The following is a 26637-nucleotide window of genomic DNA, read 5'->3' on the forward strand; positions in this document are numbered from 1 at the left end:
GTTCTGGGTCGCGGGCAATGGCCATGGTGCCAGGCGCACGGAGATGTGCCGACGCAGTCATGGACGTGACCATGGCCTTTGCCGCGCTTCTTGCAGTGCACGCACGACGAACTTCGAGCCGCGGCACGTGGCGTGAAGCTGTGGAACTGGCGCACGCGTGCCAGCATGCAGTGTGGGTCGTGCGCGCCGTCGCGCCAGGTCCATCAAAATGCGTTGATCAAATACCGGCATCAGACGCGAAGCGGTGAGCATGAGACCGCAATCAAAACAGCGCGGAGGACAATCAGCCAAAAAAAAGCGGACTTCCCGCTTTCGCGAAAAGCCCGCTTCCTGACACTGACCGACACCGGGCACACAGACGCCCGGCTACACCTAAATCACTTTGCCGCGCCGCCCTCGAACCACGCGGCGATTTTCATCCGCTCCTCGTCGGTCATATGGGTGACGTTGCCGAGCGGCATCGCCTTGAGCGTCACCGCCTGCTGATAGATGCGCTGTGCGTTCTGCGAAATTTCATCCGGCGTGTCGAGCAGCACGCCGGCGGGGGCGCTGCCCATCATCGTCGGATGCGCGGAGTGGCATGCCGCGCAGCGCTGTTGCAGCACGGGCGCGATGTCGGCCACTTTCACCGTGGGCGCATTCGCTGCTTGCGCCTGCGCTACCATGGGCTTGGGCATCGTCCAGAAGAGGGCGCCGAACATCAGCGCGATGCCGACGAGCGGCAAATACCACAGCACCTGGCCGCGATGGCGCATCACGAAAAACTGACGGATCAGCGCGCCAGCCAGCATGATCACGACAAGCACGGCCCAGTTGTACGGATGCGTGTACGTCATCGCGTAGTGATTGGATAGCATCGCGAACACCACCGGCAACGTGAAGTACGTGTTGTGCACGGAACGCTGCTTGCCGCGCTTGCCGTAGATGGGGTTCGGCGTGTCGCCCTTGAGCATCGCGTCGACCATCTTGCGCTGGCCGGGAATGATCACGAAAAACACGTTGGCCGACATGATCGTCGCGAGCATCGCGCCCATGATCAGATAGGCCGCGCGCCCCGTGAAGATATGACAAGCGAGCCACGCCGCGATCAGCACATACACGCCGACGCAGATGCCGAGCACCCTGTCCTTGTTGCCGAGCATCCGGCACAGCGAGTCATACACGATCCAGCCCGCGGCGAGAAAGCCGAGCGCCGACGCGACCGCCACCACCGGGCCCATGTCGAGCACATTTTTGTCGATCAGATACGTGGACGGCGAAAACAGATACAGCACCGTGAAGAGGCCGAAGCCCGACAGCCACGTGGTGTACGACGGCCACTTCGACCAGTGCAGGTCGTCGGGCATTTCGGGCGGCGCGACGGTGTACTTCTGCATGTTGTAAAAGCCGCCGCCGTGCACATGCCAGAGTTCGCCGAACACGCCGCGTCTGCGCTGGTTCGGGTCCTGCGGCGGTTTCAGGCTGTTGTCGAGCGCGACGAAATAGAACGACTCGCCGATCCACGCAATGGCGGCGATGACGTGGAACCAGCGAATCGCGAGATTCAACCAGTCGGTGATAAAGCCTTCCATGAAACTCCTCCACTTCTGATTCATTGTTCGCGCGGCGGCGTTTGTGCGTCGCGCATCCGCTTGACGGATGGTGCGAACAGGACGCCGCTGCGCGGACTGCAGGATGAAAGACGCGGTGCGTTCAGTTCGCGCGACGTCGTTTGTTTGCGTTTTTGTTGGGGCTCTTGTGTCGAGAGCGCGTGTGCCATGGCTACCAATCAGCAGCCAATGACGAGCACATCGAGCCGCGCATCAACTGCCGCGATACGTGCTGTACGACCACGGCGACACGAGCAGCGGCACGTGGTAGTGCGCCCCTGCGTCGGCGATACCGAAGCGCAACACCACGCGATCCACGAAACGCGGCTCGGGCACCTTCGTGCCGATCGACGCGAAGTAGTCGCCCGCGCCGAAGACCAGTTCGTATTCGCCGGCGACGAACGCGTCGCCTTGTAGCAGCGGCTCGTCGCAGCGGCCGTCGTCATTCGTGAGGGTGGTTTTCAGCGCGCGGCGCGTCTCGCCCGAAAGCGCGAAGAGTTCGACCTTGATGCCCGCGCCGGGACGGCCGTTCGCGGTATCGAGCACATGGGTAGTGAGCTTTCCCATTCGCAATTTTCCTTGTGTGTTTGCGAGGTTTCGGCGGCAGCCCGATCCAGATACGTTTGCGGCGGATCGAGGCTCCACGTCAGTGGCTACATACCCGTCGGCGAATTGAAGCGAGCGCCGTGGGAGCCATTGTAAAAACTTGTTCTGTCGAGCGCGCGCGCGATAAGAAAGATAATAGCTGGCGCATGAAGGACAGTGCGCTGAAAGCCGCAGCGAGTTCGGTGCCGCGACGCTTTGCACGCATACGATCCCCGTTGGATCGTACCGGCGTCAAAAATGACCCACTATATCGGCAGCCTGAAGTTGGTTATCGCAAACGCGCGAGTTGCCAGCCTTATTTTGGCCGCTGAAGGTTACGCCTGTGCGCCGCAGCAATACGACGCCCGGGTGGATAGCGCGGGCTTCGCGCGGCACACGTCCCGAAGACGGCGCATGACGCTGGGTAACCGGGCCAACGGCGTTCGACGGGACGCGGCGGCGCGGGCGACCTGACCCACGCGCCGTCACATCGCGTTCGGACGACTTTGCACGGAAGCAATCAGGCGGAGAAACGGATGACGATGGAACACGCGGCACAAACAATCAGCAAGCCAGCCAGAACCATGCTGGTGAAACACGCAGACATGCTCGTCACGATGGACGACGCCCGGCGCGAACTGCGCGACGGCGGCCTGTATATCGAGGACAACCGCATCGTCGCGGTCGGACCCACGGCGCAGCTGCCTTCAAGCGCCGACGAGGTGCTCGACATGCGCGGGCAACTGGTGATTCCGGGGCTCGTGAATACGCATCACCACATGTACCAGAGCCTCACGCGCGCGATGCCGGCCGCGCAGAACGCCGAGCTGTTCGGCTGGCTCACGAGTCTCTACAAGGTGTGGGCCAACCTCACGCCGGAGATGATCGAAGTGTCGACGCTGACCGCGATGGCCGAACTATTGCTCTCCGGATGCACGACCTCGAGCGATCATCTGTATATCTATCCGAACGGCAGCCGGCTCGACGACAGCATCGCGGCCGCACGCCGCATCGGCATGCGCTTTCACGCGGCGCGCGGCAGCATGAGCGTGGGACGCAAAGACGGCGGCCTGCCGCCTGACTCGGTGGTGGAGCGCGAGGCGGACATTCTGAAGGACACGCAGCGCCTGATCGAGACGTATCACGACGAAGGCCGTTACGCGATGCTGCGCGTGGTCGTCGCGCCGTGCTCGCCGTTTTCGGTGAGCCGCGATCTGATGCGCGAATCGGCGGCGCTGGCGCGACAGTACGGCGTGTCGCTGCATACGCATCTCGCTGAGAACGCCAACGACATCGCCTACAGCCGCGAAAAGTTCGGCATGACGCCCGCGCAATACGCGGAAGACCTCGGCTGGGTGGGCCGCGACGTATGGCATGCACACTGCGTGCAACTCGACGACGCCGGCATCGAGCTGTTCGCGCGCACCGGCACGGGCGTCGCGCATTGTCCGTGCTCTAACATGCGGCTCGCGTCGGGCATCGCGCCCGTCAGGCGGATGCGGCTCGCGGGTGTGCCGGTTGGGCTCGGCGTGGACGGTTCGGCGTCCAACGACGGCGCGCAGATGGTCGCCGAAGTGCGCCAGGCGTTGCTGTTGCAGCGAGTCGGCTTTGGACCGGATGCAATGACCGCGCGCGAAGCACTGGAGATCGCCACGCTAGGCGGCGCGCAGGTGCTCAATCGCGACGACATCGGCGCGCTCGCGCCGGGCATGGCGGCGGACTTCGTGTCGTTCGATCTGCGTCAGCCGCTCTTTGCCGGCGCATTGCACGACCCGGTTGCGGCGCTGGTGTTCTGCGCGCCGTCGCACGTGAGCCATAGCGTGATCGGCGGCAAAGTGGTGGTGAAGGACGGACAGCTGACGACGTTGGAACTCGCGCCGGTCATCGAGCGGCACAACCGGCTCGCGAAAGCGCTTTACGAAGCGGCGGCGTGACATGAAGCGCGTGCCCGGCGGCGATCGGGCATGCCATTGCGCACGCATGCGCTGGCGGCTACACGCGCCGCCGACACGTCAAGGCTTGTCGATCAACGTTCGGGTCGCTTCGGCGACGAGGCTGCGCAGCCAGCGCACCTCGTCGGAATAGTGCACGCGCTCGTGCCAGAGCTGGTAGTACTGCATCGGCGGAAAGTCGAGCGGCGCGGGCACCACGGTGAGCGGCAGAAATTTGGCGTAGTAATCCGCGAAAAGACGCGTCGTCGTGAAGATCAGATCGGACTTGATCAGCACGTAGGGCGCCAGATTGAAGTACGGCAGCGTGACGACCACGTGGCGTTTCAGGCGTTCGCGCGCGAGGTGCACGTCGATCGCGCCGCGCTGGCCGACCGAATACGGGGTGGGGGCCAGATGCGGGGCGTTCAGGTACTGGTCCAGCGTGAGGCCGCCGCGCCTGGCGAACGGATGCGTGTTGCTCATCAGGCAGACGATCTGGTCGACGAACAGGTTCGACAGATGCAGCTGCTCCGGCGGCTCCGGCCAGTTGCCGACGACGATGTCGAGCTTGCCGTCTTCGAGCGCCAGTTCGTAGTCGAACGCGGGGCCGAGCGAATGAAATTCGAGCGTCGCGTTGGGCGCCGCCTGGCGAAAGCGCTCGACCACCGTCGGCACGAACAGCACGTTCAGATAATCGGGGCAGCCGATCCGGTAGCAGCGAATGGAGGTCGCCGGGTCGAAATTGTGCTGCTGGAACTTGATGCGTTCGATTTCCCGCAGCGCGTTCTGCACCGGTTCGAGCAGGCGCAGGCCGTATTCGGTCGGCACCATGCCCGATTTGCCGCGCACCAGCAACGGGTCGCCGGTAATGTCGCGCAAACGGCGCAGCGCGGCGCTAATGGCGGGCTGCGACTGATTCAGTTTGACGGCCGCGCGCGTGACGCTGCGCTCCATCAACAAGGTGTGCAAGACGCGTAAAAGATAGGTATCGATCGCCTCGCGTTGCTGACTCATGACTTCTCCGAAATATATGTTCTGGCTGATCGACTGGGCACTGGGGTATATGCGTTTTAATATGAACGAAAAGGCGCGTCAAGCGAGACATACCCGCAGAGCGTGCTGTGGCGGGGCTTTGCGCGAATTTTGTCGGCTCGACTGAGCGGTTCGAATTAGGTATTGTCATCCGGTTGTGGTGACGGATCGCCCCGCGGCCGCGCGGGCGAGACACTCGCAACAGGCTTCACTGACGCACTACGGAATCACATGAGCAACTCTTCTTCTTATAGCGACGGCGCCGCTGCGCAGCCCGAACGTGCGGCGAAATCCGGCCCGGACGAAGCGGCGCCCCGGCTGGTGCTCAAGGGCATCACCAAGCAGTATCCCGCTGTGCGAGCCAACGACGACGTCACGCTGATCGTCGCGCCGGGCGAGATTCACGCCGTGCTCGGCGAAAACGGCGCCGGCAAGAGCACGCTGATGAAGATCATCTACGGCGCGGTGCGGCCGGATGCTGGGGAAATCCATTGGGAGGGCGAGGCGCTCGAGATCGCGAGCCCGGCCGCGGCGCGCAAGCTCGGCATCGGCATGGTGTTCCAGCACTTTTCGCTGTTCGAGACGCTCACGGTCGGCGAAAACATTGCGCTTGCGCTCGACGAACCGTTCGATCTGAAGGCGCTCGCAAAACGCATCCGCGAAGTCTCCGCGGATTACGGCCTCGACATCGACCCGCAGCGTCACGTGCATAGCCTGACGGTTGGGGAGCGTCAGCGCGTGGAGATCGTGCGTTGCCTGTTGCAGAACCCGCGTCTTCTGATCATGGACGAGCCCACTTCCGTGCTCACGCCGCAGGCGGTCCGCAAGCTGTTCGCGACGCTCAAGCGGCTCGCCGCCGAAGGCTGCAGCATTCTCTACATCAGTCACAAGCTCGATGAAATCCAGGAACTGTGCGACACCGCGACGGTGATGCGTGGCGGCCGCGTGACGGGCCACGTCAAGCCGAAAGAGGAAACGCACGCGTCGCTCGCGCAATTGATGGTCGGCCATTCGCTGCCCGACTACACGCGCCGCGCGCACAATCCGGGCGACGTGCTGCTCGAGGTCAAAGCGTTGTCGGTCGCGAGCGACGACCCGTTCGGCACCTCGCTCGACAACGTCTCGTTTGCCGTGCATGCCGGCGAGATTTTCGGCATTGCCGGCGTGTCGGGCAATGGCCAGGCGGAGCTGCTGTCGGCACTGTCGGGCGAGAAGCGGGGCATGCGCATGGACGCCGTCACTATCTGCGGTAAGCACGCCGGACGTCTCGGCGCGGGCGCACGGCGCGCGCTTGGCTTCGGCTTCGTGCCGGAAGAGCGGCTTGGCCGCGGCGCCGTGCCCGCGATGACGCTCTCCGAAAACGCGCTTCTCACTGCTCATCGGCAGAAGATGGTGAGCTCGGGGTGGATCAGGGCGGGCGCCATGCGCGCGTTCGCCAAGCGCTGCATCGAAGCCTTCGACGTGCGTTGCGGCGGTTCGGAAGCGCTCGCGCAGAGCCTTTCTGGCGGCAATCTGCAGAAGTACATCGTGGGCCGCGAGATTCTGCAGGCACCGAAGGTGCTGGTGGTCGCGCAGCCCACATGGGGCGTCGACGTCGGCGCGGCGGCGTTCATTCGCCAGCAGTTGCTCGACCTGTCGGCGCGCGGCGTCGCGATCCTCGTGATTTCTGAGGAACTGGAAGAACTCTTCGACATTTGCGACCGCATCGCGGTGCTCGCGGGCGGCCGGCTTTCGCCGGTGCGTGCGACGGGCGCGACCAACGCCGAGGAAATCGGCCGCTGGATGGCAGGCCTCTTCGGCGGGCGCGAGGGCGCGGCGCCTTCAGCGGGGCATCCGGCGCACGTTTGATCGGCGCCTGCCACGCGACGCTTATCAGAACCTCAGCCAGAATCCGACAATATCCACGCTAACCACGCTACCCATGATTCTTCCGTACCGACTCGAAGCGCGCACTACGCCCTCGCGCGCCATGCAGCTCGCCGTGCCGCTGATCGCCGCGTTGCTGACGCTCGCCATCGGTTTTGTGATCTTTGGTCTCGTCGGCCGCGATCCGCTGCAGGCGATGCACGCGTTTTTCATCGAACCGCTCTCCAGCGTGAATGGCTGGTCGGAGCTTTTGCTGAAGGCGTCGCCTCTGTGCCTGATTGGCCTCGGCCTTGCGATCGGCTATCGCGCGAACGTATGGAACATCGGGGCGGAAGGGCAGATGCTGCTCGGCGGCATTGCGGCGAGCGGCGTCGCGATCTATTTCGATCAGGCCAGCGGCTGGTGGATTCTGCCGCTGATGATGCTCGCCGGTGTGATCGGCGGCATGCTGTGGGCGGCGATTCCCGCGCTGCTCAAAAGCCGCTTCAATACCAACGAAATTCTCGTGAGCCTGATGCTCACGTACGTCGCGACGCAACTGCTCATTTATCTCGTGAGCGGGCCGTGGCGCGATCCGCAGGGCATGAACTTTCCGCTCTCGGAGATGTTCAGCGGCGACGCGCTTTACCCGACGCTCTACGGCGACTGGCGTTGGAAATGGCTGCGCGGCACGCGGCTGAACGCATCGGTGTTCATCACGCTCATCGCGATTCCGCTCGTGTGGCTGTTCATGCGCAAGAGCTTCGCCGGTTACCGGATGAACGTCGGCGGTCTCGCGCCGCTCGCCGCGCGCTACGCGGGTTTCTCCGACAGGAAAACCATCTGGATGTCGCTCCTCATCAGCGGCGGCCTCGCGGGTCTCGCCGGCATGGGCGAGATCGCCGGACCGATCGGCCAGTTGCAGGCGACGTGGTCGCCGGGGTACGGCTTCACGGCGATTATCGTGGTGTTCGTCGGACGGCTGCATCCGGTCGGCATCGTGCTCGCAAGTTTGCTGATGGCGTTGCTGTACCTGGGCGGCGAAGCGGTGCAGACCTCGATGCAACTGCCGCAGGCGCTCTCCGGCGTATTCCAGGGGCTCCTGCTGTTTTGCCTGCTCGGCGCCGACCTGTTCGTGAATTACCGCGTGCGCCGGCGCTCCGTCGCCGCGCAAGCTCACTGATCCGTCTACCGTTTCACTACTTACTGTCGCCGCATTTCATGGATATTCAACAAGCCAGCGCGCTCACTTCGAGTGCTGTCACCGCCGCCATTCCGTTGATGTTCGCGGGCGCGGGCGAACTCGTCGCCGAAAAGTCGGGCGTGCTCAATCTCGGCGTGGAGGGCATGATGCTGATGGGCGCGGTGACCGGCTACGCGGTCACCGCGATTACCGGCAGCCCGTGGCTCGGCGTGCTGGCCGCGATCGGCGCCGGTCTCGCCATGTCGCTGCTGTTCGCGTTTCTCACGCTGACCATGCTCGCCAACCAGGTCGCGACAGGCCTTTCGCTGACCATCTTCGGCATTGGTCTTTCCGCGTATGTCGGCAAGCCGTACACGTCGGCGGCAGTGCGCGCCAGCATCGACACGTGGACCATTCCCGGTCTCTCGAAGATTCCGGTGCTCGGGCCCGCGCTTTTCAGTCTCACGCCGCTCGATTACCTCGCGTTCCTGATGTTCGCGGTGATCGGCTGGTTTCTGTATCGCACGCGCGCCGGACTCGTGTTGCGCTCGGTCGGCGAATCGCCGCAGGTTGCGCATTCAGTCGGCTTTCCGGTGGTCGGCGTGCGCTATGGCGCGGTCGCGTTCGGCGGCGGCATGGCGGGCCTTGCAGGCGGTTATTACTCGATCGTCAATCTGCACCTGTGGCAGGAACAGCTCACCTCGGGCCGCGGCTGGATCGCGCTCGCGCTTGTCGTGTTCGCGACATGGCGGCCGGGGCGCCTTTTGATCGGCGCGCTGCTGTTCGGCGCGGTGACGGGCCTTCAGTTCTACGCGCAGGCGATCGGCGTGCCCGTCCCGACGCAATTCCTCGCGATGCTGCCGTACGTCGCGACGGTCGTCGTGCTGGTGCTCATCTCGCGCAACCCGAACACGATTCGCCTGAATGCGCCAGCATCGCTCGGCAAGCCGTTTTTCTCGGCGGGCTGACGCGACGCATTCATGGCCACACGTTTTAATGACTGGATCACACGACAGGAGAAAACATGAAGAAAAGAAATCTGCTCACCGCTTTTGCGTGGGGCGCCGCCTCGCTCGCGCTGGCTGCGGCCGTCACAGCACCGCTCGCGGAATCGGCGCAAGCGGCGGACGCGCCAGGCGTCGCGTTCGTCTATCTCGGCAATCCGGGCGATGCCGGCTGGACCTTCGCGCACGACCAGGGCTCGAAGGAAGCGGAAACAAAGTTCGGCAACAAGATCAGGATCACGCGCATCGAAAATGTGCCGGAATCCGCGGACTCCGAGCGCGTGTTTCGCGATCTGGCCAACAAGGGCAACAAGATCATCATCGGTTCGAGCTTCGGCTATCAGGACTTCGAACTGAAAGTTGCGAAGGATTTCCCGGACACTGTCTTTCTGCATGCAACCGGCTACAAGAAGGCGCCGAACTTCGGGACCTACGACGTGCGCATGTATCAGGGCGCGTATCTGGCCGGCGTCGCCGCGGGCTATGTGACGAAGACAAACACGCTCGGCTTTGTCGCGTCCGTGCCGATTCCGGAAGTGGTGCGCAACATCAACGCCTACACGCTCGGCGCGCGTTCGGTGAATCCGAAGGTGCATACCAAGGTCATCTGGATCAATAGCTGGTTCGATCCGGGCAAGGAGAAGCAGGCCGCCGAAACGCTGATCGGTCAGGGCGCCGACGTGCTGTTGCAGAACACCGACTCGAGCGCGACGCTCGCCACCGCGTCCGAGAAGCATGTGCATGCATTCGGCTGGGACTCCGACATGAAGAAGTTCGGGCCGAGCGCGCATCTGGGCTCGGTGGTCGCGCATTGGGGCGTGTACTACAACGCGGCCATCCAGCAGGTGCTGGACGGCAAGTGGAAAAACGATCCGGTGTGGTGGGGCATTCCGCAGAAGGCGGTCGATCTGGAAGATCTGAATACTTCGGCGATTCCGGCTGACGCGCAGAAGAAAGTCGCCGCGAAGCGCGACGAGCTGGCGGGCGGCAAGTGGGATGTGTTCGCCGGTCCGATCAAGGATCAATCCGGCGCCGTGAAGGTGCCGGCCGGCAAGACGTTGACGGATCCGGAACTGCAGCGCCTGAACTGGTATGTGGAAGGCGTCGACGGTTCGCTGCCGAAATAAGCGCGTGAGCGCGTGAGCGTTGGCGGGCCGCAACGCTTCCCGCCGGCATGGAGAAAGAGCTGCATCCGCTCGCTGTGGATCGCAGCTCTTTTTGTCTGATCGCGCCGATGCTGCTTCGCCCGGCGCGCGGGCCGCGTCAATCGTCGATGCGCAGGCCGACCTTGATCGTCACCTGCCAGTAGGCGACGCGGTCGTTTTCGATCTGGCCCCGCGTTTCCGTCACTTCGAACCAGTGCAGATTGCGCAGCGTCCTGGATGCCTTGGCGATCGCGGTGCTGATCGCGTCGTCGATCGATTTGGTCGATGAGCCGGTCAGTTCGATCTGCTTGTAGACGTGGTCTGACATGAAGTCTCTCCTTTGATCTTCGTTGGCGTTCACAAAGTATAGGTAACGTGGGCGCGTGCACATGGCCGCCGCATGAGCGGTGCTGCCGCACGTCGCATGCCCGGTATGCCTGCTATGCCTGCTATGCCTGCTATGCCCGCTATGCCGGGTATGCCGGGTATGCCGGGTATGCCGGGTATGCCGGGTATGCCGGGTATGCCGGGTATGCCGGGCGCGGCGCCGCGCCGTTATGATGTTCGTCCGATGCAATCTGAACGTGACGAGGTTCGAAAGTGGAAATAGGCTTTTGCGGTCCGGGGCTGATGGGCGCGCCGATGATCCGGCATCTGCTGCGCGCGGGGCATACGGTGCTGGTGTGGAATCGCACGCGGGCCAAGGCCGAGGCGCTGACGGCGGATGGCGCGAAGGTGGTCGATACGCCGCGCGAACTCGCGGGCCGCTGCGACGTGGTGCTGCTGTGTCTCGCGGACGCGGCCGCGGTTGAGGAAACCGTGTTCGGCCCGGCGGGGCTGCTCGCGGCCGGCGCTGCTGCGGATGCCGGTGCCGGCGTGACGCATGAGCCGCGCCGGGTTCGCTGGATTGTCGATCACTCCAGCATTCCGCCGGCGGCGACGCGCGAGTTCGCGCAGCGGGCGGTGGAGGTGGCGCGGGGTCGGGCTGCTGACGCAATTGCGGGCGATGGAGCGGCGAAGGCGACGGAAGCGGCGGCAGCAGGAGCGGCAGGAGTAGCAGGAGCGGCAGGAGCGGCAGGAGCAGCAGGAGCGGCAGGAGCGGCAGGAGCGGCAGGAGCGGCAGGAGCGGCAGGAGTAGCAGGAGTAGCAGGAGTAGCAGGAGTAGCAGGAGTAGCAGGAGTAGCAGGAGTAGCAGGAGTAGCACGAGCAGCAGGCCCGGCGACCACACCAAGCCTCGGCTGGATCGACGCTCCCGTATCAGGTGGCGTCGGAGGCGCCCAGGCCGGCACACTCGCCGTCATGACTGGCGGCGCGGCGGCCGACGTCGAGGCCGTCAGGCCCCTGCTCAGCGCCTACGCCGCGCGCGTCACGCATATGGGCGAGGTCGGCGCGGGGCAAACCGCCAAGCTCTGCAATCAGACGATCGTCACCGCGACCATCGCGGCGATCGCCGAGGCGGTGAGCCTCGCCACGCGCAGCGGCATCGACGCTGCGAAGCTGCCCAAAGCGCTCGCCGGCGGCTGGGCCGACTCCGTGCTGCTGCAAACCTTTGTACCGCGCATGACGCAAGGCGGCTTCGCGCCGATCGGCGCGTTGCGCACGTTCCAGAAGGACGTCGACACCGTCGCCGCGACGGCCTACGAGACCGGCACGCCGATGCCGGTTTCGTCGACGGTCCAGCAGTTACTGCGGCTCGGCGCAGCGATGGGGCTCGCCGAGGCGGACTTTTCGGCGTTCATCGACATCCTGCAGACGCCGCGCGGCGCCGCCAGCCGGTAGCGCGCGGCGCGCGGGTCGATTCCCGCCGGGTCAATTCCCGCCGGGTCAATTCCCGCCGGGTCAATTCCCGCCGGGTCAATTCCCGCCGGGTTACATTCCCGCCGGGTCAGTTTCCGATAACCTGCTAAAATATTGGGTTTTTCGCCGATATCACATTCAAAGGGACGCGCCGTGCTGTCTACTGCCAACATCACCATGCAATTCGGGCCAAAGCCCCTCTTCGAGAACATCTCGGTCAAATTCGGGGAAGGGAACCGCTATGGCCTGATCGGTGCGAACGGCTGCGGTAAATCCACGTTCATGAAGATCCTCGGTGGCGACCTTGAGCCGAGCTCGGGCAACGTCATGCTCGAGCCCAACGTGCGCCTCGGCAAGCTGCGCCAGGACCAGTTCGCGTATGAAGACGTGCGCGTGCTCGACGTGGTCATGATGGGCCACACCGAAATGTGGGCCGCGATGACCGAGCGCGACGCCATCTACGCGAATCCCGACGCGACCGACGACGACTACATGCACGCCGCCGAGCTCGAAGCCAAGTTCGCGGAATACGACGGCTACACCGCCGAAGCGCGCGCCGGCGAACTGCTGCTCGGCATCGGCATCGCGATTGAAGATCACAACGGCCCGATGAGCAACGTCGCGCCGGGCTGGAAGCTGCGCGTGCTGCTCGCGCAGGCGCTGTTCTCCAAGCCGGACGTGCTGCTGCTCGACGAACCGACCAACAACCTCGACATCAACTCGATCCGTTGGCTGGAAGACGTGCTCAACCAGTACAACTCGACGATGATCATCATCTCGCACGACCGCCACTTCCTGAACCAGGTCTGCACGCACATGGCCGACATGGACTACGGTACGCTGAAGGTCTATCCGGGCAACTACGACGACTACATGCTCGCGAGCACCCAGGCGCGCGAGCGCCAGCAGGCCGCCAACGCCAAGGCGAAAGAACGCGTGGCCGACCTGCAGGACTTCGTGCGCCGCTTCTCGGCGAACAAGTCGAAGGCGCGCCAGGCCACCAGCCGTCTGAAAATGATCGACAAGATCAAGATTGAGGAATTCAAGCCGTCGTCGCGGCAGAATCCGTTTATCCGCTTCGAATTCGAGAAGAAGCTGCACAACATCGCGGTGGTCGCGGACAGCATCTCCAAGAAGTATGAGCGCACCATCTTCAACAACTTCAGCATCAGCGTGCAGCCGGGCGAGCGTATTGCGATCATCGGCGAGAACGGCGCGGGCAAGACCACGCTGCTGCGCTCGCTGCTCGGCAATCTGCAACTCGACCACGGCACCGTGAAGTGGGCCGAGAACGCGAACATCGGCTACATGCCGCAAGACACATACGAAGAGTTTCCCGACGACGTCACGTTGATGGAATGGATCGACGCCTACCGCAAGGAAGGTGACGACGAGCAGATGGTGCGAGGCACGCTCGGCCGGCTGCTCTTCAATGCCGACGACATCCGCAAGTCGGTGAAGGTGCTGTCGGGCGGCGAGAAGGGCCGCATGATCTGGGGCAAGCTGATGCTCGGCCGCCACAACGTGCTGATGATGGACGAGCCGACCAACCACATGGACATGGAATCCATCGAGTCGCTGCAAATCGCGCTCGATAAATTCGAAGGCACGCTGATTTTCGTCTCGCACGACCGCGAGTTCGTGAGCGGCCTGGCCAACCGCATCATCGAAGTGAAAACGGATGGCACGCTGAACGACTTCGGCGGCAATTACGAGGACTTTCTGGCGAGCCAGGGCGTGCAGTAACTGTCCCAGAACACCCATTCATGTCGCCCTATTGTCCCACGGATTTGTCCCATTGGGACAATGGCTGATTTGGCAACGGCGGGTCGTTGCAACACAGATGCCGAAATAGCGCTATAAGACGACACCGGAGGGCGCAGTCATGAGCGCGGACGGTCGGCGGGGCATCGGGCTTTGGAAGTACATGAGATTACGTCGCACGCTCACGACATCCTATGGTTGGGAGGGCCTTACGGTGCATTGCAGATGACGCGGTGATTTTGATACCGCGTAGCACTGTTGCCCTACCTGCAGGACGCCCGCGCGCCAACCATTTGACGCATAATTTCGCGGTTGACGGAATGACAGGGGGCAGCATTCCAACTCATAAGAAGGAAAGGGACGCGAGGACGAATCAATGGCTACAAAAAATCAACAGAAGCTGGCTCCGGTCGTTGCGACGATCAACATGAAGGGCGGGGTAGGTAAGACCACGATCACGGCCCATGTGCTAAGAGTGTTGTATCTTCGCTTGAAGAAGCGTGTACTGCTAATCGACTTTGACCCGCAGTTCAACCTCACTCAGACTGTGATTCCTCAAGATCGCTACGAAAAGTTGAAGCACGAGGGGCGTACCATTCTTTCAGTGATGGAACCCAAGGGCGTCGCGTCACTCTTCACCGTTGCTTCTGGCCATGCTCAGCCACCAAAAGTTGACGAGGTTACCGTTACCCTAAAGCGGACGATGACCAGCAGCTTCGTCCTCGACCTGGTGCCCGGCGATTTCGGCTTGGTTAAGTATTCGCTCATCCATGACGAGCAGGCGTTGGCCCCGATTAGAAAACGGTTCCTTGATTTCATTTCTGCTTGTCAGAAAGAATACGACCTGATCTGCATAGATTGCAATCCGAGTTCATCATTCATGACTCTTTGTGCAATAACGGCTGCTTCGCATCTTTTGGTGCCCGTTAGGCCGGACCGCTATTCGATCTTGGGCCTTGAGTTGCTGGATGAGTTTGTCTCTGGGATGAATAATCTTGCTAAGCCGCCGGAAACAATCATTCTTCTTAACGGAATTCCCACGCGTAATTATGATCCAACTGTTGAGAATGCCTTGAGAAGTAGCGCCAAGTTCGGATCGCGGACGTTATCCAATTACTTGACGACAACCAAATTGCTGGAAGCGAATCCAAGTTACACCGGATTCGCCACGGATAGAAGGGTAGCGCACAAGGCCAAGCTAACTAATAGTATTGTGCGAGTGGTCGATGAACTTGGACAAGTACTGGGTCTTTTATGAATAAATTGATCAGTCGATTTTGCCTATTATTAGCCGGTTCGGATCTTAGCGAAAGTGAGATCGCTCGATTGTTCAATGAATTGCGTAATCGCGGTCTTACGCAAATCATGGAGGAGGTGAGTTACCTTCGCTCGGTCGCGGATAAGAGAAGTCTGAATAGGGCAGAAAATGAGGAGCTTTTCTCCTCGCCTACGGTAAGTGCCGATCATTCGAGTGCTGCCGGTAGGATAGTTGCGCTATTGCGGGACGAGGCACACATGAGTACTCGTGAGGCTGTGGAGGAACTGTCGCTTGCTCTCTTGGAGAAGTTTCCGGATCTACGGAAAAACGATGCGCTGCCACAATTATCGAAGAAGTCGTTCGACGTTTGGCTTGAGAAATTAGCTCGCATTGTCCCGCCTCGGGAGTTACTCCATCTTGCTACCGTTATTAGAAATAGACGGGTTCATCAAGTGTCAAAAGACTGGACTCTTAAAGGATAGGTCATTGGCATGCACCAGAATCAGATTGAAAAGCTCTTGGAAGCCACTGTTGGTTTTGGCAAATCAAATGGAGTCGCGCTAAGTCAATCATTGGAGGAGAAGGCCCTCTTTCTGATTCGATGGGTTGAATTTCTCGCGGTCGCCAAAAAGACTGGGTGCGCCGATGAGCTTTTGGAAGGCGTAATGTGTGCGGTCCGAGAAACCGCCGCATGTATCGCTTTAGGATTGGCGCGCCCCGCATTGTTCTCGCTGCGCGCCCAGATAGATTTGCTCTTAACGTGGATTTATTTCAAAGATCATCCGATCGAATGGAGGCAAGTCAACGCTTCGGGCGAGGGCTTCAAACTCAAGACCGAAATTCTTAAGTATCTGACGGAGATGTACCCATCGTTCGGAATGAGATTCGGGATTTTGAAGCAGGTTAGGGCGAGGAGAGAGGAGGACCCTTACCGTCTGCTTTCCGCGCACATCCACGCCCAGACCACCGCAGTGATGCCGAATGTGGTGAATCTCACCGACGCTATCGCACCCCAAAAGACGCTAGAAGAATGCGTTGAAATCGAATTCGAAGTATGCGAATACCTCAACGATGTTCTCGCGAGTGCATTCCTAGAAGACCATCACAAATTCCCCGATGAGATACGGCGCGGTATTTTAGACCGAATGGCCACCGCCGCACAAAAGGCCACATTGTTCGCCGGTGTCTAAGACTGCAAAGGCGGGCGAGATTTAGGCTGCGCACATCAGACAGTTTCCACTATCCTTCTACGCTTGGCCTGCTTAAAGCAATCGACGGGGACGCACCGACCTAATTTCGCTGCGCCTATTCGTGAGCGCTTACGCCGCCAACATGTGCCCGCGCTCCCCCGTAGGCGTGCTCGGCGCATCCTTCCAGCCAGCGAGGGGCCACGGTGCCGGGTCTAACTACATTTCAGGACGGCAGGTCTGCCCAAATTTCGGCTAGGCATTCGGTTGATCGACTAATGGGGAATCGCTTCCCGCCAACGTCGATGATCCACATACGTGCCCACGGCTTCGGTAGTCCTTGCGACGGTTGAATAACGGTCATGTGCTTCTCCAGCACAACGGTGTTTGGAGCGCTTGGCGCAAGTATTAGATGAGCATGACCCGGAACAAATCTCTCTGAACGCTCGGCTCCGTCCGCCGCTTCTCCTGACAGCATAACGAGGTAGACCGGATCGCGGCCCACATTGCGTACTGTCACCTTAAGGCGGGGCGCGTAAACACCAGGAACAACTTCGCAGGTGGCTTTCACTTTCGTTTGGACGCCGCGGTTTGACAAAAACAGCGAAACGATGACTGCGCCGCACGTACCAATGGCCGATGCAATCTGTGCCCAATCCACGAGCGTGGTTGGAAGGAAGGTAGACATGTGTACCGGGATGTTGGCCAAAAGCGCAACATTACTAAACGCCAAGCGATGCCGCAATTGTCATCGGGACCAATAGTCGTTAGAACCGGACTCATCCTCGAAACGCTCTCTGCCCGCATTTCCTGACAACGCATGCGAGCAGAATCGACGCCACCGGTACTAGAAGGGCATACCTGAACCGACCTCATTGAATCGGTACTGAAAATACCGCTTGTAGTACCTCATGAGTACCGGTACTATCACATGACCTTAACAGTACCGGAGCGGTCGAGATGATGATTCGAGCGTACATGCGGGCGTCCACTGACGAGCAGGACGCGAAGCGAGCTAAGGGCGCATTGCAGACGTTCGCCAAGGAGCACGGTGTGCGGGTGGCCTCGTGGTATTGGGAAAACGAGAGCGGTGCCAGCCTACAGCGTCCCGAGTTGTTCCGGCTGCTGTCGGACTGCGAACAGGGCGACGTACTGCTACTGGAGCAGGTTGACCGGCTATCACGCCTGAATGCTAGCGACTGGGCCAAGCTGCGCGGCGACATCTCGGCGCACGGTGTGCGCGTTGTAGCACTTGACCTGCCGACTTCGTACGCAGCACTGAGGGCGGGCAGCGCCGATGACTTCACGGCTCGGATGCTGGACGCGATCAACGGCATGTTGCTCGACATGTTGGCCGCGATTGCGCGTAAGGACTATGAAGACAGGCGCAGACGACAGGCCGAGGGCATCGCGAAGGCCAAAGCTACACCGGGCAAGTACAGGGGCCGCGCTGTGGACACAGAGAAGCGGGAGGCGATCCGCAAGGCGCTCGATAAGGGGCTGTCATGGCAGTGGATACAGACCAACCTCGAATGCTCGCGGGCGACGATTGCAGCAGTCTCGAAGGAGATGAACAGCAAGTAGGCGCTGGCACCGCACACCGCAGTAACCCGGTTGACTCTTGGCAGGGACCGACCGGGCAACCATCCAACACGCGGGCCAGCGCGCCTGCACATTATCGCAGACCATCATGAACCAGAACATTGCACTAAACATCGAAGCCAGTCACACCGCTGCCGACATCGGGACCGACGATCTCCACGATGAGGCATACAACGAAGGAGCGTTCTACGCGGAGACGGATTGGCAGCACTGCCGCAAGCGTCCGGGCTTCCTGTGGGGGCCGGAAAGCATGGCCGAGCACTGCGCCGTGGTATGGGCCGACATCGTTACGAACATCTGCCCGGAGTGGAATACAGATCATGCACGGCTCTCGTTCTTGATCGGCTATGAGGATCGCGCTACCGAGCTTGCGGACGCGGGTGAGGCCGGATACGAGGCGCTGGCAGAGGCCGGAACCGTGGCCGATACAGACGGCTGGATTCTCCAGTGCGAGCCGTGGACGGCGAACGCCAGCGACAGTGAGAAGGGGCTGCGTGCTATCCGGGCGGCATGGGCGGGCGCTGCGGCATGGCAGGCACGCGCCGATTCGACGGCAGCCGAGGGTGACAGGCACCGCGCCGAGGAGGCGCTGATCCGGGCGGAAGCGGCGGGCGACTACATGCTTGACGGCCAGTACGTTTCTGGACACGTGACGCGCGCCCACTGAGCGGCGGCGAGTTGGTCGCTGGTAGCCGGAATAGGCCCGCCGCTGTGCGGGCTTTGTGCTTTCTGGGCGCAATGAATCCCATTTTGGACGACTCGGCAGACACAGAACCGGCGGACTGTGGGTATGGGAGTCAAGTACGCTGGACTCTCCGGATACGAGACCGCGTTGCAGTACCGTACGCGTTGCTAGGCGTCTCATAAGCCGCCGCAGGAGTCCGGGCAGCCGACCTCTACCCGCACAGCTTTAACAGGCGATCTGGCTGCACGCTTCCGCTATTAACTGCATACACCTTAAGTAATAGCGGGAAGTGCACGCAGTAAAACACCCACGCAGCACACATTATCCTTTTGCGTCAAGTACATAGGCGCAATCTGGCCTACCTCGTTGCGTGCGACCGCGCGTGCAGCCAGCACGCATCCTAGCCGTGGTCACAGCGACCGCAGAGCTACCCGACCGGGCATCGCGCCCACCAACTAATAGGGATTGAAGTAATGGAAAACAAAGAAACGCCCGTCCGCGTGGACGCTCGGGCCGAACTAGACGAGACGCTGGCACGGCTGGACTCGGGCTTGATCTCGAATGCTGATGCCGCAAGCGAGGCACGCAAATGGGCGCACAACATCGAGAAAGAACGCTACGCCGCAGAGATTCGGGAGGTGATGACGGATTACCGGGCACTGGAAGAACGCCTCAAACGCATCGGCGAGAGGTACCCCGACTTCGGTGCGCCGCTGGTTCTCTCCAAGCTGGCAGTACGGCCCAATCCGGGCAAAGCGTACTGGCAAGCACGTCGGAATGTGCTGATGGCTCTGTTCGAAGATCAACGCACCGGCAAGCTGGAGTACGCGAAGCTGCGCACTGCGTACATGCGGGAAGCCGAGCTCAATGCTGGCTACCTTGGCACCTTGCCGGACGACATCTGGTATTCGACCTTCGGCACGAAGACACAGGCCGTAGCAGACCGGCTGCTGATGCAGAACAGCATGGTCCAGATCGACGCCCACGGAAAGCCAGCCGAAAAGTTGGACACGCTAGCCAAGCTGTACCGCCGCATTGTCGAGCAACGCAGCGGCAAGCCGCAGCCAAAGAACCGAGCAGCATCCTGCGGCAAAACATTCAGTGGCGAAGGCCGCGTTGAGTTCATGCCCGGCAGTCGCGTCAATTGGTTCGGCACCATCGTGAAGTGGCGGAAGGACCGAGGCACCCTGCGCTGCATGGTTTCGACCGCGAAGGGGCGCGAGAACATCAACATCCTGAAGGCGTTGGGCGACAAGCCATTCAACGTATCAGAGGCGACTGTATTGCGGTGGATTGCCAACGCAGAAGCGCAAATCGCAGCGGCGGAATACTCCGCACTCGCCGCGCAGCGAGACGAGAACGAGCGAACGATGGGATGGCGCGAACTTTGACACCGTCTCCTAGATCATCGCGTGCCAACGCAAAGGAGCAACAATGAGCACACAACCGAAGTACATCGCAATCTTGAACAGAGAACGCACCGCGAAGCTGTACAGACGGCGCGGCATCGTGCAGCCGCAGCGCTTGTCGGATGAGGCAATCCGGGAATTCCCAAAGCGGAGTGCAGCATGAGCCGCGACCATCGCCGTAAGCGCGAGCCCATCGCAATCATGCAGGCTCGTCAGCGCGCGGACCTTGACCGCGTTTGGAATGCCGCTATCCAACGCCGTCCCGGTTCATCCACCTTGCAGCGTGATCCCGAACATCTGCGTCGCATTCAAGAGGCCCGCGAGGCCGAGGCCGAACTTGATCTAGACCACCTTCTTACCCACTGACGCCCGCAGGGGCGTCCTACGGAGAACAGCATGAAGACCATCGCACACCCACTGGAACATAACGCCGCAGCGCGCGCCTATTACGAATCGCTCACCAAGCGCGCATCTCGCGGCGGTGTGTGCATCTGGCGCGAAGTCGTCGAGCAATGTCACGGCAGCTTACCAACGTGGGCCGCGCGCAAGCAGCGCGCCCGCGAGAAGGCGGCAATGAAGCAGCCCGCATAATTGGCTAACTGGCCGACCCGAAAGCGCATCCGCTCGGCGCTCACCAATCATTGAATCAGAGCCTTGAAATGCGACAACTCTCACACGAAACTATAAGGAGAACAAATCATAGAAGGTGGCGCATACATCGTTACACGCAAGGGAGATCGCACGGAAGCAACGCGCGCATTCGGCAGCAGACTGCCGAGTTCGGCGTTACCCGCTTCCACGCCTTCCTTCGTGATGGCACCCGTTACCTCGGTGCAGAGCATCCACGTTGCGTCAGGCGCGAGCGACTGACAGCGAAACGTCGATGCATTGCATGGGAGCGCCAACGCAGGCACCGCGCGAAGCACCTCAAGCGCATCGCAGAGGCAAGCTGTGAAACCCAAGGGCGCACGTAACGCACGCGCACGGAACCTTTGGCAAGTCGCACCATACGCGTCGAAGCTGACGCGCGCGCACCGCGCCGCAGCGCGTGCAGATCATGTCTTTGCGCAAGCATTGCGCGAGCAGACCATCTACCCGCAGCGAATCGACGCGCTGATCTCTGGCCGTACATGGTTCAACGGCAAGGAGTGCACAAAGTGCGGCGGTGCTCGGAGGCGCGTGTATGACGTTGCTTGCTATGACTGTAATCAGATCGGTCGCGGATTCAAAACGGATGCCAAGGGCCGGTGCGTTGCCCTGCCTCCTGCGAAGCTGTCGCGCGATGGCTGGCTGTCTCGCAACGATGAACGCAGGCGTGAGATGGCTGGCGAATACATCGAGTACCGCAGCGGTGAATGGTCGGCGCGTCAGTATCCGACTGGACGCCTCAGTGTGCAGTGCCTTCGTCACCACATCGACAACCCGGACTTTCGCACGGTCCCCGGCTCGCGGGTCTTTCAACTTTGCGAACAGCATCACGACCTCTTGGCCTTGCTGCGGCTGGCGGGATGGTCGATCTAACCAGCAGACAACAGGAACTCAGACATGGGTATCAGTTTCAGCCTAGACAGTGATGGCGGCGTCGTCATTCAGCAGGGCCAAGCATCGGGCGGAAGCTCCACCACCTTTAACGGCGGTGTGAGCGGCGGCTCGCAGTCCAGCGGCAACATCGCGCAGGGCGGTACAGACATCAACGCGTTCGCCAACGCCGAGCGCGCGCAGGGTGTGTTCGGTTCGGGCATCAGCCTCGACAGCTTTAACAAGCTGACGCAGGGCATGATCCAGCCGTACATCGACCGTGCGAAGAAGGAGCAGTACGCCGAAGGTATGGCACAGGCGGCGCAGGGCAAGTCGCTTATCGAGATCGAGAACGACCAGCCGTGGTACACGAAGATTTACGGCCCCGATGCGACGGTGCAGGGCGCGCAGATGTTCAACGTCAACGCGGCGATGAACGATGCGCAGACCAGCTTCATGCAGGCCATGCCGCAGTTGCGTGAGAAGTCGCCAGATCAGGTGCGCGCCTACCTCGTGAACAAGATGTCTCAGGTGCAGTCAACCGGCGATCAGTTCACCGATGCGATGGTGCAGCAGAAGCTCGCGGAGCAGCTTCCGCAGATGCTCGACCATCACATGCAGCAGTACGTGCAGTACACGCAGGAGCAGAACTACCTCGGCTTCACGAACATGGGTACTAGCGCAGCGCGCGCCTTGCAGGCCACGCTGGCCGCGAGCCCGGATAACTCGGACGAGGACATCAGCAAGGCACACGCGGCGTACACGGCGAACCTCGTCAAGCCTGACAACATGACGACGGAGAGCTATCAGCGGGCGCTCAAGGACATCACGGTGTCCAACGCCATGAACGGCAACTGGCAGGCAGTTCGGGCTATCAAGCAGATGCCTGAGTTCAACCAGCTTGACCCGCAGATTCGCGCGGAATTGGACGACAAGATTCCTCTGCTCGAAGCGCAGGCAGCAGCGAAGAACCCGGCGTACGCGCAGTCGCTCGACACTGCCGCCACGCTGGAGTTTGCCATGACCAAAGGTGGCGGTGCTTTCCCAACGACGCCAGCAGGCCATGCAGCCGCGATGCAGAAAATGGAGGACATCAACGCGCAGTACCGCACTCAATGGGGCGACGCCACCGTGCCGTTCCCGCCGTCCAAGCAGCGTGCGGTGCTTGAGCAGATGGACGCGAACAACCAGCGGCAGTATCTCGCTGCCCTGAAAGCGCAACTGAAGCAGTTGAACTATAACCAAGCTGCGGTGATGGTGCAGACGAAGTGGGCGGCAGACCGCCCGGAAGACTTGAAAGGCATTCCGATCCCTGAGGGCGCGCAGGTGACGGCGCTGAATGCGCTGTATCAGGACGCGGTGAAGTCAGGCCCGGATAGCCCGCAGGCGCAGACCTTTTGGGTGCATGCCTCGGCTAACGCGCGTGATAAGGACATGCGCCCGCCGATGCTTCAGGGCTACATCGATTCGACTCTCGGCAGCTTCTTCGACGGCGCAGGACCGGCCACGCCACAACAGATGAACGTGGTGGACATGGCTCAGAAGCTCCGTAGCGGACCCGGTGGCGTCGATGCCGTGAAATCCTATTTCGGAGATCACGCGGAGGCCATGCTGGCGATTCTCGACAGCGGTGCAGTGCTTTCCGACCCGCAGCAGTTCGACATGATCCGCACGCAGTGGCAGCGCGGGAGGCTCGCCATGCCCTCGGCGCAGGACAAGAACGATGCGCTCGACGACGTGACGCGGCAGGACACCGCGTGGTGGAACCCGTTCCGCAAGGGCAACCTCTCGGGATGGGACATCAGCGACGGCGCGAAGCAGAACCTCGCGCAGCAGGTGGCACCGCTCATGGCGCAGAAGATGCGCGCCTTCGGTCTATCGCAGGACGACGCAGCGCGCGCGGCGTACACGCAGGTGCTTGGCAATGCGGACCTCGTTCCCGGCGCTATCGTGCCAGAGGACCGGGGCAAGTGGGGCAAGGGTCAGGGCTGGATGGACTACGTGGGTAAGGTGCCCGGTGCAGTGGCGAGCCAGAACTCGGCGCTGTATCAGGAGACGATGCGCTCGTACATCAACGACCTCGCCACGGATGCAGTCAAGGCGCAGCCGAACGTGGACATGAAGAACTTCAACGCGTCCGACTACTCGGTGTAGTACGGCACGTACTTAGGCGGCGGCTTGATGCAACTGTATCTCACGAAGTCTGACGGCGCGTGGTTGCCCGTCACCATGAAGGCCGACGAGTTCGGCAAGCGCATCGCAACTGCGGTGCAATCACACAGCTACGGGGCCAATGGCTCCAAAGCTCCTCAAGGTATGCCCGAGAAGAACGCCTTCGGTTGGGGATACTAAGCGCAGTGCGGTAGCGGCTTCACACGAGGCTGCTACCTCAACTGCATTTAGCGCCGATGCATCAATTGAGCTTGCGTGCCAGATCAGCAACGTGCAAATGGGTGTACCGCCGCAGCACGCGCACATCTTGATGTCCGGTAATGCTGGCTACCTCCATCACCGTCAGGCCCTTCTCGAATAGCCGCGAGGTCGCCTCATGGCGAAGATCGTGGAAGCGGAAGTCGGTGATGGCGGCTCGCTCGACCGCACGCCTGAAGGCCAGTTTCAATGCGTTCGGCGTCAGACCGGGAAAGACGCTGCCTTTTGGCTCAGCGCCAGTTATTGAGGTCGGACGAAGTGCTGAAAGCGCCGCTATTGCTGTTTGGGACAACGGGACAGCGCGACCTTTGCCGGTCTTCGTGCGCGTGAGCTGAATCGACCGTTTCAACAGGTGTACTCGTTCCCATTCAAGCCCGACGATTTCGCTGCGACGCATTGCGGTCTCCAGCGCAAGAACGATGATCGGGCACACGTACGGGTTCTTGGTGGTCGCACATGCACGCATTAACGCCGCTTCTTCGATGGGCAACAGGCGGCGTTCACGCGACTGCCCCTGTGGTGGCCGTCGAACGCGCTGGAACGGATTTACCTCGAAGTTCGCTTCCCACTCACGCCGAGCTATTTCCAGCACATGCCCGAGCAGGTTCATGTCCCGGTTGACCGTTGCACCGGTAACTTGCTTCATCCGTTCGTCGCGCCATTCAGCGACGCGGGCGGCAGTCAAGCCTTCGAGAGGACATGCCGCAAGAGACTGTTTAAGAAGGCCGCGCAGGCGGATAGCTTCTTCGCCTGCGGCGACCTTTTGTGGACTCACTTCCTCAAGGTAGCGGCGCATCAAATCACCAAACACGCGGAATTGGGCCGCAGACTGGGACGCTATGCGGTTTCGCTCTTCCAGTGTGCGTGCGGCAGCGACCCGGGCTGCGATGACTGCTTCTTGCTCCGCTATCCACGCTTCGGCTTCTTCGCGTTTCGGGAATGTGCGCGAGAGAACAGGAAATCCCTTGCGTCGAATCTTGGCTGTGTATCTACCGTTACAACGCTTCTGAATGGTTCCCATACCTGCCTCCAATTTAAAGGGTAAGCGCAGGTGTAGGCGGTCCGTGCCCCGACGACTCAGCGGAGACAGTTTGGCACGAGTCGGGGTACCACAGCGTAGAATACCCGCATCGCGCACCTTATAGCAGGCACGACATGGACATTCTCCAAGTAAGAGCGGATCTGGTTCAACTTCGAGCCGAGAGAATGCGGGTATTGGCAGATGTTCAGAGAACCAACAGGCAGCAGCGATGGCTGATTCCGTTAGTGACAGCATCCGCATGGCTGGCTCTTGGCACTGGGCTTGCCGCAGTCGTTGTGCAGTTTGCCAAGCTGTTCGTGCACTGAAAGATTGACGTGATCGGACCGGAGCAGCCCTGCTGTACACTGAACGCGTCGGTATCTAACGGGGGCATCATGGGCTTTCCGCAAGAATTGCCAGAGGATCAGGAACCGCCATGCCGTGGCTGTGTCCCGCCCGGTGGATTACCGGATGACGAAACGGACGCCGACGACACGGACGGCTGACTTCCTCCTCAGTCGAGCTTCTTGGCGAGGTCTTCTGCGCGCAGATGCGTGTAGCGCTGTAGATGCTTCAGATTCTTGTGCCCGGTGATCGTCGCAACTTCCATCACGTTCAATCCCTTTTCGAATAGTCGGCTCGCAGCCTCATGGCGCAAGTCATGAAAGTGCAGGTTTCCTAGCCCGCACTGCTCCCGCACGCGGCTGAACGCATACTTCATGGCGGATTGCGTGAGTTTGAAGACTCGGCCCTTCTGCGGCGGGGAGCACCACGCCAGGGCTTCCACGGCGCGTTTCGAAAGCGGCACTTTTCGAGCCGTCCCGTTCTTTGTCATTGGAAGCAGCGCGGTGCGAGCTTCCAAGTCGATGTTCTCCCATCGCAGCTTCGCTATCTCGCCCTGACGCATGGCCGTCTCGATGGCGAGGATAATGGCCGGAGCTATCTCCCGGTTGAAGTCGATTGCCTTCTCGATCAATCGCTCGTCGTCACCCGCTAGCAGCCGCACCTCTCGCGGCAAGGGCAGCTTAGGTCTACGCAGTCCGCGTACGGGGTTCGCAGACAGTCCCATGTCCCATTCATCAATAGCCACCTTGCATACCGAGGAGATTGCATCGAGTTCGCGGCCAACGGTGCTTCCGAGGACTTCCGTCAGTCGCCGGTCGCGCCATTCCGCAAGATGCGGCTTGCCGAACGCGGCCACCGGCACGGCGCACAGAGCCTTCTCCTTCCTGAGCATCCGTTGCAGAACCCGCCGCTCCCATTCTCCCGATCTACGTTGCGGAGCCACCTGTGCGACGTATTTCCTGAAGAGATCACCGACCGTCGGCCCGGTGTCGGCCTTCTCATGTTCCGCCGCCCATCGGATCGCTTCTTTCTCGGTCGAGAATGTCGCGGACAGTTGCGGTTGGCCCTTGCGACGAATCTTTACCTGCCATTTTGTCCCACGCACGCTGATTGAGGCCATTCGTGTTCTCCAAGTGATTGATTTTGAACATGAATGGGCGTCGTCTCGCACGACCGCGAGTTCGTGAGCGGCCTGGCCAACCGCATCATCGAAGTGAAGACGGATGGCACGCTGAATGACTTCGGCGGCAATTACGAGGACTTTCTGGCGAGCCAGGGCGTGCAGTAAAGCCCGCTGGCCGGAGCAG

General features: G+C 61.3%; 25 protein-coding genes. 19 read left to right on the forward strand and 6 right to left on the reverse strand.

What is annotated here, in order from left to right; translation table 11 throughout:
* Window positions 1-377: 377 nt before the first annotated feature.
* Together A3AC_RS0109665 and uraH are read right to left on the reverse strand one after the other, a co-directional pair.
* Complete coding sequence (locus A3AC_RS0109665) at window positions 378-1571, reverse strand: urate hydroxylase PuuD (protein WP_025598594.1); 1194 nt, start codon at window positions 1569-1571, stop codon at window positions 378-380.
* 231 nt (window positions 1572-1802) lie between these two features.
* On the reverse strand, window positions 1803-2156 hold the full coding sequence (uraH, locus tag A3AC_RS0109675) for a hydroxyisourate hydrolase (RefSeq protein ID WP_025598595.1): 354 nt from the start codon (window positions 2154-2156) through the stop codon (window positions 1803-1805).
* A gap of 276 nt (window positions 2157-2432) precedes the next feature.
* Here uraH and A3AC_RS0109680 point away from each other — a divergent pair, with 276 nt between their 5' ends.
* Window positions 2433-2648 (forward strand): hypothetical protein, encoded by a 216-nt coding sequence (locus A3AC_RS0109680; RefSeq protein ID WP_025598596.1) that lies wholly within the window; start codon window positions 2433-2435, stop codon window positions 2646-2648.
* Window positions 2649-2710: 62 nt separating this feature from the next.
* Window positions 2711-4108 (forward strand): 8-oxoguanine deaminase, encoded by a 1398-nt coding sequence (locus A3AC_RS0109685; protein ID WP_025598597.1) that lies wholly within the window; start codon window positions 2711-2713, stop codon window positions 4106-4108.
* Between the two features lie 78 nt (window positions 4109-4186).
* Here A3AC_RS0109685 and A3AC_RS0109690 read toward each other — a convergent pair whose 3' ends face one another.
* Window positions 4187-5119 (reverse strand): LysR substrate-binding domain-containing protein, encoded by a 933-nt coding sequence (locus A3AC_RS0109690; protein ID WP_025598598.1) that lies wholly within the window; start codon window positions 5117-5119, stop codon window positions 4187-4189.
* A gap of 249 nt (window positions 5120-5368) precedes the next feature.
* Here A3AC_RS0109690 and A3AC_RS0109695 point away from each other — a divergent pair, with 249 nt between their 5' ends.
* From A3AC_RS0109695 to A3AC_RS0109710, 4 genes are all read left to right on the forward strand, one after another.
* Window positions 5369-6985: an ABC transporter ATP-binding protein gene (locus tag A3AC_RS0109695; protein WP_025598599.1), complete on the forward strand. Its 1617-nt coding sequence runs from the start codon at window positions 5369-5371 to the stop codon at window positions 6983-6985.
* Window positions 6986-7058: 73 nt separating this feature from the next.
* Window positions 7059-8165: an ABC transporter permease gene (locus A3AC_RS0109700; protein WP_025598600.1), complete on the forward strand. Its 1107-nt coding sequence runs from the start codon at window positions 7059-7061 to the stop codon at window positions 8163-8165.
* Window positions 8166-8203: 38 nt separating this feature from the next.
* Entirely contained in the window at window positions 8204-9133 is a 930-nt protein-coding gene (locus tag A3AC_RS0109705) for an ABC transporter permease (protein ID WP_025598601.1), read from the forward strand.
* Between the two features lie 56 nt (window positions 9134-9189).
* Window positions 9190-10296 (forward strand): BMP family ABC transporter substrate-binding protein, encoded by a 1107-nt coding sequence (locus tag A3AC_RS0109710; protein WP_025598602.1) that lies wholly within the window; start codon window positions 9190-9192, stop codon window positions 10294-10296.
* A 136-nt stretch (window positions 10297-10432) separates the two neighbouring features.
* Here A3AC_RS0109710 and A3AC_RS0109715 read toward each other — a convergent pair whose 3' ends face one another.
* Complete coding sequence (locus A3AC_RS0109715) at window positions 10433-10642, reverse strand: dodecin (RefSeq protein WP_025598604.1); 210 nt, start codon at window positions 10640-10642, stop codon at window positions 10433-10435.
* A 272-nt stretch (window positions 10643-10914) separates the two neighbouring features.
* On the opposite strand from A3AC_RS0109715, the gene A3AC_RS0109720 reads away from it, so the two are divergent.
* From A3AC_RS0109720 to A3AC_RS30370, 12 genes are all read left to right on the forward strand, one after another.
* Complete coding sequence (locus tag A3AC_RS0109720; protein WP_035474970.1) at window positions 10915-12093, forward strand: NAD(P)-dependent oxidoreductase; 1179 nt, start codon at window positions 10915-10917, stop codon at window positions 12091-12093.
* Between the two features lie 171 nt (window positions 12094-12264).
* The gene (locus A3AC_RS0109725) at window positions 12265-13857 is read left to right on the forward strand and encodes an ABC-F family ATPase (RefSeq protein WP_025598606.1); all 1593 of its coding nucleotides are present in this window, start codon (window positions 12265-12267) and stop codon (window positions 13855-13857) included.
* A 394-nt stretch (window positions 13858-14251) separates the two neighbouring features.
* Window positions 14252-15133 carry a ParA family protein gene (locus A3AC_RS0109730; RefSeq protein ID WP_025598607.1) on the forward strand — a complete coding sequence of 294 codons (882 nt, stop codon included), beginning with the start codon at window positions 14252-14254 and terminating at the stop codon, window positions 15131-15133.
* Between the two features lie 491 nt (window positions 15134-15624).
* Window positions 15625-16323 (forward strand): hypothetical protein, encoded by a 699-nt coding sequence (locus tag A3AC_RS0109735; protein WP_025598609.1) that lies wholly within the window; start codon window positions 15625-15627, stop codon window positions 16321-16323.
* 957 nt (window positions 16324-17280) lie between these two features.
* Window positions 17281-17904, forward strand: coding sequence for a recombinase family protein (locus A3AC_RS0109740; RefSeq protein WP_025598610.1), 624 nt, complete (start codon window positions 17281-17283; stop codon window positions 17902-17904).
* 106 nt (window positions 17905-18010) lie between these two features.
* A complete protein-coding gene (locus tag A3AC_RS0109745; RefSeq protein ID WP_025598611.1) occupies window positions 18011-18589 on the forward strand; it encodes a hypothetical protein in 579 nt (192 codons plus the stop codon).
* Between the two features lie 491 nt (window positions 18590-19080).
* Window positions 19081-19998: a hypothetical protein gene (locus A3AC_RS0109750; protein ID WP_025598612.1), complete on the forward strand. Its 918-nt coding sequence runs from the start codon at window positions 19081-19083 to the stop codon at window positions 19996-19998.
* A 177-nt stretch (window positions 19999-20175) separates the two neighbouring features.
* Window positions 20176-20382, forward strand: a complete 207-nt coding sequence (locus A3AC_RS30365; RefSeq protein WP_156924591.1) for a hypothetical protein — start codon at window positions 20176-20178, stop codon at window positions 20380-20382.
* Between the two features lie 30 nt (window positions 20383-20412).
* Window positions 20413-20607 carry a hypothetical protein gene (locus A3AC_RS0109760; RefSeq protein ID WP_025598615.1) on the forward strand — a complete coding sequence of 65 codons (195 nt, stop codon included), beginning with the start codon at window positions 20413-20415 and terminating at the stop codon, window positions 20605-20607.
* Between the two features lie 360 nt (window positions 20608-20967).
* Window positions 20968-21537 (forward strand): hypothetical protein, encoded by a 570-nt coding sequence (locus A3AC_RS0109765; protein ID WP_025598616.1) that lies wholly within the window; start codon window positions 20968-20970, stop codon window positions 21535-21537.
* Window positions 21538-21561: 24 nt separating this feature from the next.
* Window positions 21562-23688 (forward strand): hypothetical protein, encoded by a 2127-nt coding sequence (locus A3AC_RS29130; RefSeq protein WP_051361604.1) that lies wholly within the window; start codon window positions 21562-21564, stop codon window positions 23686-23688.
* A 27-nt stretch (window positions 23689-23715) separates the two neighbouring features.
* A complete protein-coding gene (locus tag A3AC_RS30370) occupies window positions 23716-23886 on the forward strand; it encodes a hypothetical protein (RefSeq protein ID WP_156924592.1) in 171 nt (56 codons plus the stop codon).
* Between the two features lie 61 nt (window positions 23887-23947).
* Here the strand turns inward: A3AC_RS30370 and A3AC_RS0109775 are convergent, their stop codons facing one another.
* Both A3AC_RS0109775 and A3AC_RS0109785 read right to left on the reverse strand, forming a co-directional pair.
* A complete protein-coding gene (locus tag A3AC_RS0109775) occupies window positions 23948-24985 on the reverse strand; it encodes an integrase (protein ID WP_025598618.1) in 1038 nt (345 codons plus the stop codon).
* A 514-nt stretch (window positions 24986-25499) separates the two neighbouring features.
* On the reverse strand, window positions 25500-26450 hold the full coding sequence (locus tag A3AC_RS0109785; protein ID WP_025598620.1) for a site-specific integrase: 951 nt from the start codon (window positions 26448-26450) through the stop codon (window positions 25500-25502).
* Between the two features lie 33 nt (window positions 26451-26483).
* On the opposite strand from A3AC_RS0109785, the gene A3AC_RS31165 reads away from it, so the two are divergent.
* Complete coding sequence (locus tag A3AC_RS31165) at window positions 26484-26618, forward strand: ABC transporter ATPase (RefSeq protein WP_025598622.1); 135 nt, start codon at window positions 26484-26486, stop codon at window positions 26616-26618.
* The last annotated feature ends 19 nt before the right edge of the window (window positions 26619-26637 follow it).

The organism is Burkholderia sp. WSM2230 (assembly GCF_000472445.1).
Taxonomy (GTDB): Bacteria; Pseudomonadota; Gammaproteobacteria; order Burkholderiales; family Burkholderiaceae; genus Paraburkholderia.

What these genes read in the sequence shown, in the direction of transcription:
- A3AC_RS0109665 (WP_025598594.1), bottom strand. Translation starts at nt 1,571, where the DNA reads ATGGAAGGCTTTATCACCGACTGGTTGAATCTCGCGATTCGCTGGTTC.
- uraH (WP_025598595.1), bottom strand. Translation starts at nt 2,156, where the DNA reads ATGGGAAAGCTCACTACCCATGTGCTCGATACCGCGAACGGCCGTCCC.
- A3AC_RS0109680 (WP_025598596.1), top strand. Translation starts at nt 2,433, where the DNA reads ATGACCCACTATATCGGCAGCCTGAAGTTGGTTATCGCAAACGCGCGA.
- A3AC_RS0109685 (WP_025598597.1), top strand. Translation starts at nt 2,711, where the DNA reads ATGACGATGGAACACGCGGCACAAACAATCAGCAAGCCAGCCAGAACC.
- A3AC_RS0109690 (WP_025598598.1), bottom strand. Translation starts at nt 5,119, where the DNA reads ATGAGTCAGCAACGCGAGGCGATCGATACCTATCTTTTACGCGTCTTG.
- A3AC_RS0109695 (WP_025598599.1), top strand. Translation starts at nt 5,369, where the DNA reads ATGAGCAACTCTTCTTCTTATAGCGACGGCGCCGCTGCGCAGCCCGAA.
- A3AC_RS0109700 (WP_025598600.1), top strand. Translation starts at nt 7,059, where the DNA reads ATGATTCTTCCGTACCGACTCGAAGCGCGCACTACGCCCTCGCGCGCC.
- A3AC_RS0109705 (WP_025598601.1), top strand. Translation starts at nt 8,204, where the DNA reads ATGGATATTCAACAAGCCAGCGCGCTCACTTCGAGTGCTGTCACCGCC.
- A3AC_RS0109710 (WP_025598602.1), top strand. Translation starts at nt 9,190, where the DNA reads ATGAAGAAAAGAAATCTGCTCACCGCTTTTGCGTGGGGCGCCGCCTCG.
- A3AC_RS0109715 (WP_025598604.1), bottom strand. Translation starts at nt 10,642, where the DNA reads ATGTCAGACCACGTCTACAAGCAGATCGAACTGACCGGCTCATCGACC.
- A3AC_RS0109730 (WP_025598607.1), top strand. Translation starts at nt 14,252, where the DNA reads ATGGCTACAAAAAATCAACAGAAGCTGGCTCCGGTCGTTGCGACGATC.
- A3AC_RS0109735 (WP_025598609.1), top strand. Translation starts at nt 15,625, where the DNA reads ATGCACCAGAATCAGATTGAAAAGCTCTTGGAAGCCACTGTTGGTTTT.
- A3AC_RS0109740 (WP_025598610.1), top strand. Translation starts at nt 17,281, where the DNA reads ATGATGATTCGAGCGTACATGCGGGCGTCCACTGACGAGCAGGACGCG.
- A3AC_RS0109745 (WP_025598611.1), top strand. Translation starts at nt 18,011, where the DNA reads ATGAACCAGAACATTGCACTAAACATCGAAGCCAGTCACACCGCTGCC.
- A3AC_RS0109750 (WP_025598612.1), top strand. Translation starts at nt 19,081, where the DNA reads ATGGAAAACAAAGAAACGCCCGTCCGCGTGGACGCTCGGGCCGAACTA.
- A3AC_RS30365 (WP_156924591.1), top strand. Translation starts at nt 20,176, where the DNA reads ATGAGCCGCGACCATCGCCGTAAGCGCGAGCCCATCGCAATCATGCAG.
- A3AC_RS0109760 (WP_025598615.1), top strand. Translation starts at nt 20,413, where the DNA reads ATGAAGACCATCGCACACCCACTGGAACATAACGCCGCAGCGCGCGCC.
- A3AC_RS29130 (WP_051361604.1), top strand. Translation starts at nt 21,562, where the DNA reads ATGGGTATCAGTTTCAGCCTAGACAGTGATGGCGGCGTCGTCATTCAG.
- A3AC_RS30370 (WP_156924592.1), top strand. Translation starts at nt 23,716, where the DNA reads ATGCAACTGTATCTCACGAAGTCTGACGGCGCGTGGTTGCCCGTCACC.
- A3AC_RS0109775 (WP_025598618.1), bottom strand. Translation starts at nt 24,985, where the DNA reads ATGGGAACCATTCAGAAGCGTTGTAACGGTAGATACACAGCCAAGATT.
- A3AC_RS0109785 (WP_025598620.1), bottom strand. Translation starts at nt 26,450, where the DNA reads ATGGCCTCAATCAGCGTGCGTGGGACAAAATGGCAGGTAAAGATTCGT.
- A3AC_RS31165 (WP_025598622.1), top strand. Translation starts at nt 26,484, where the DNA reads ATGGGCGTCGTCTCGCACGACCGCGAGTTCGTGAGCGGCCTGGCCAAC.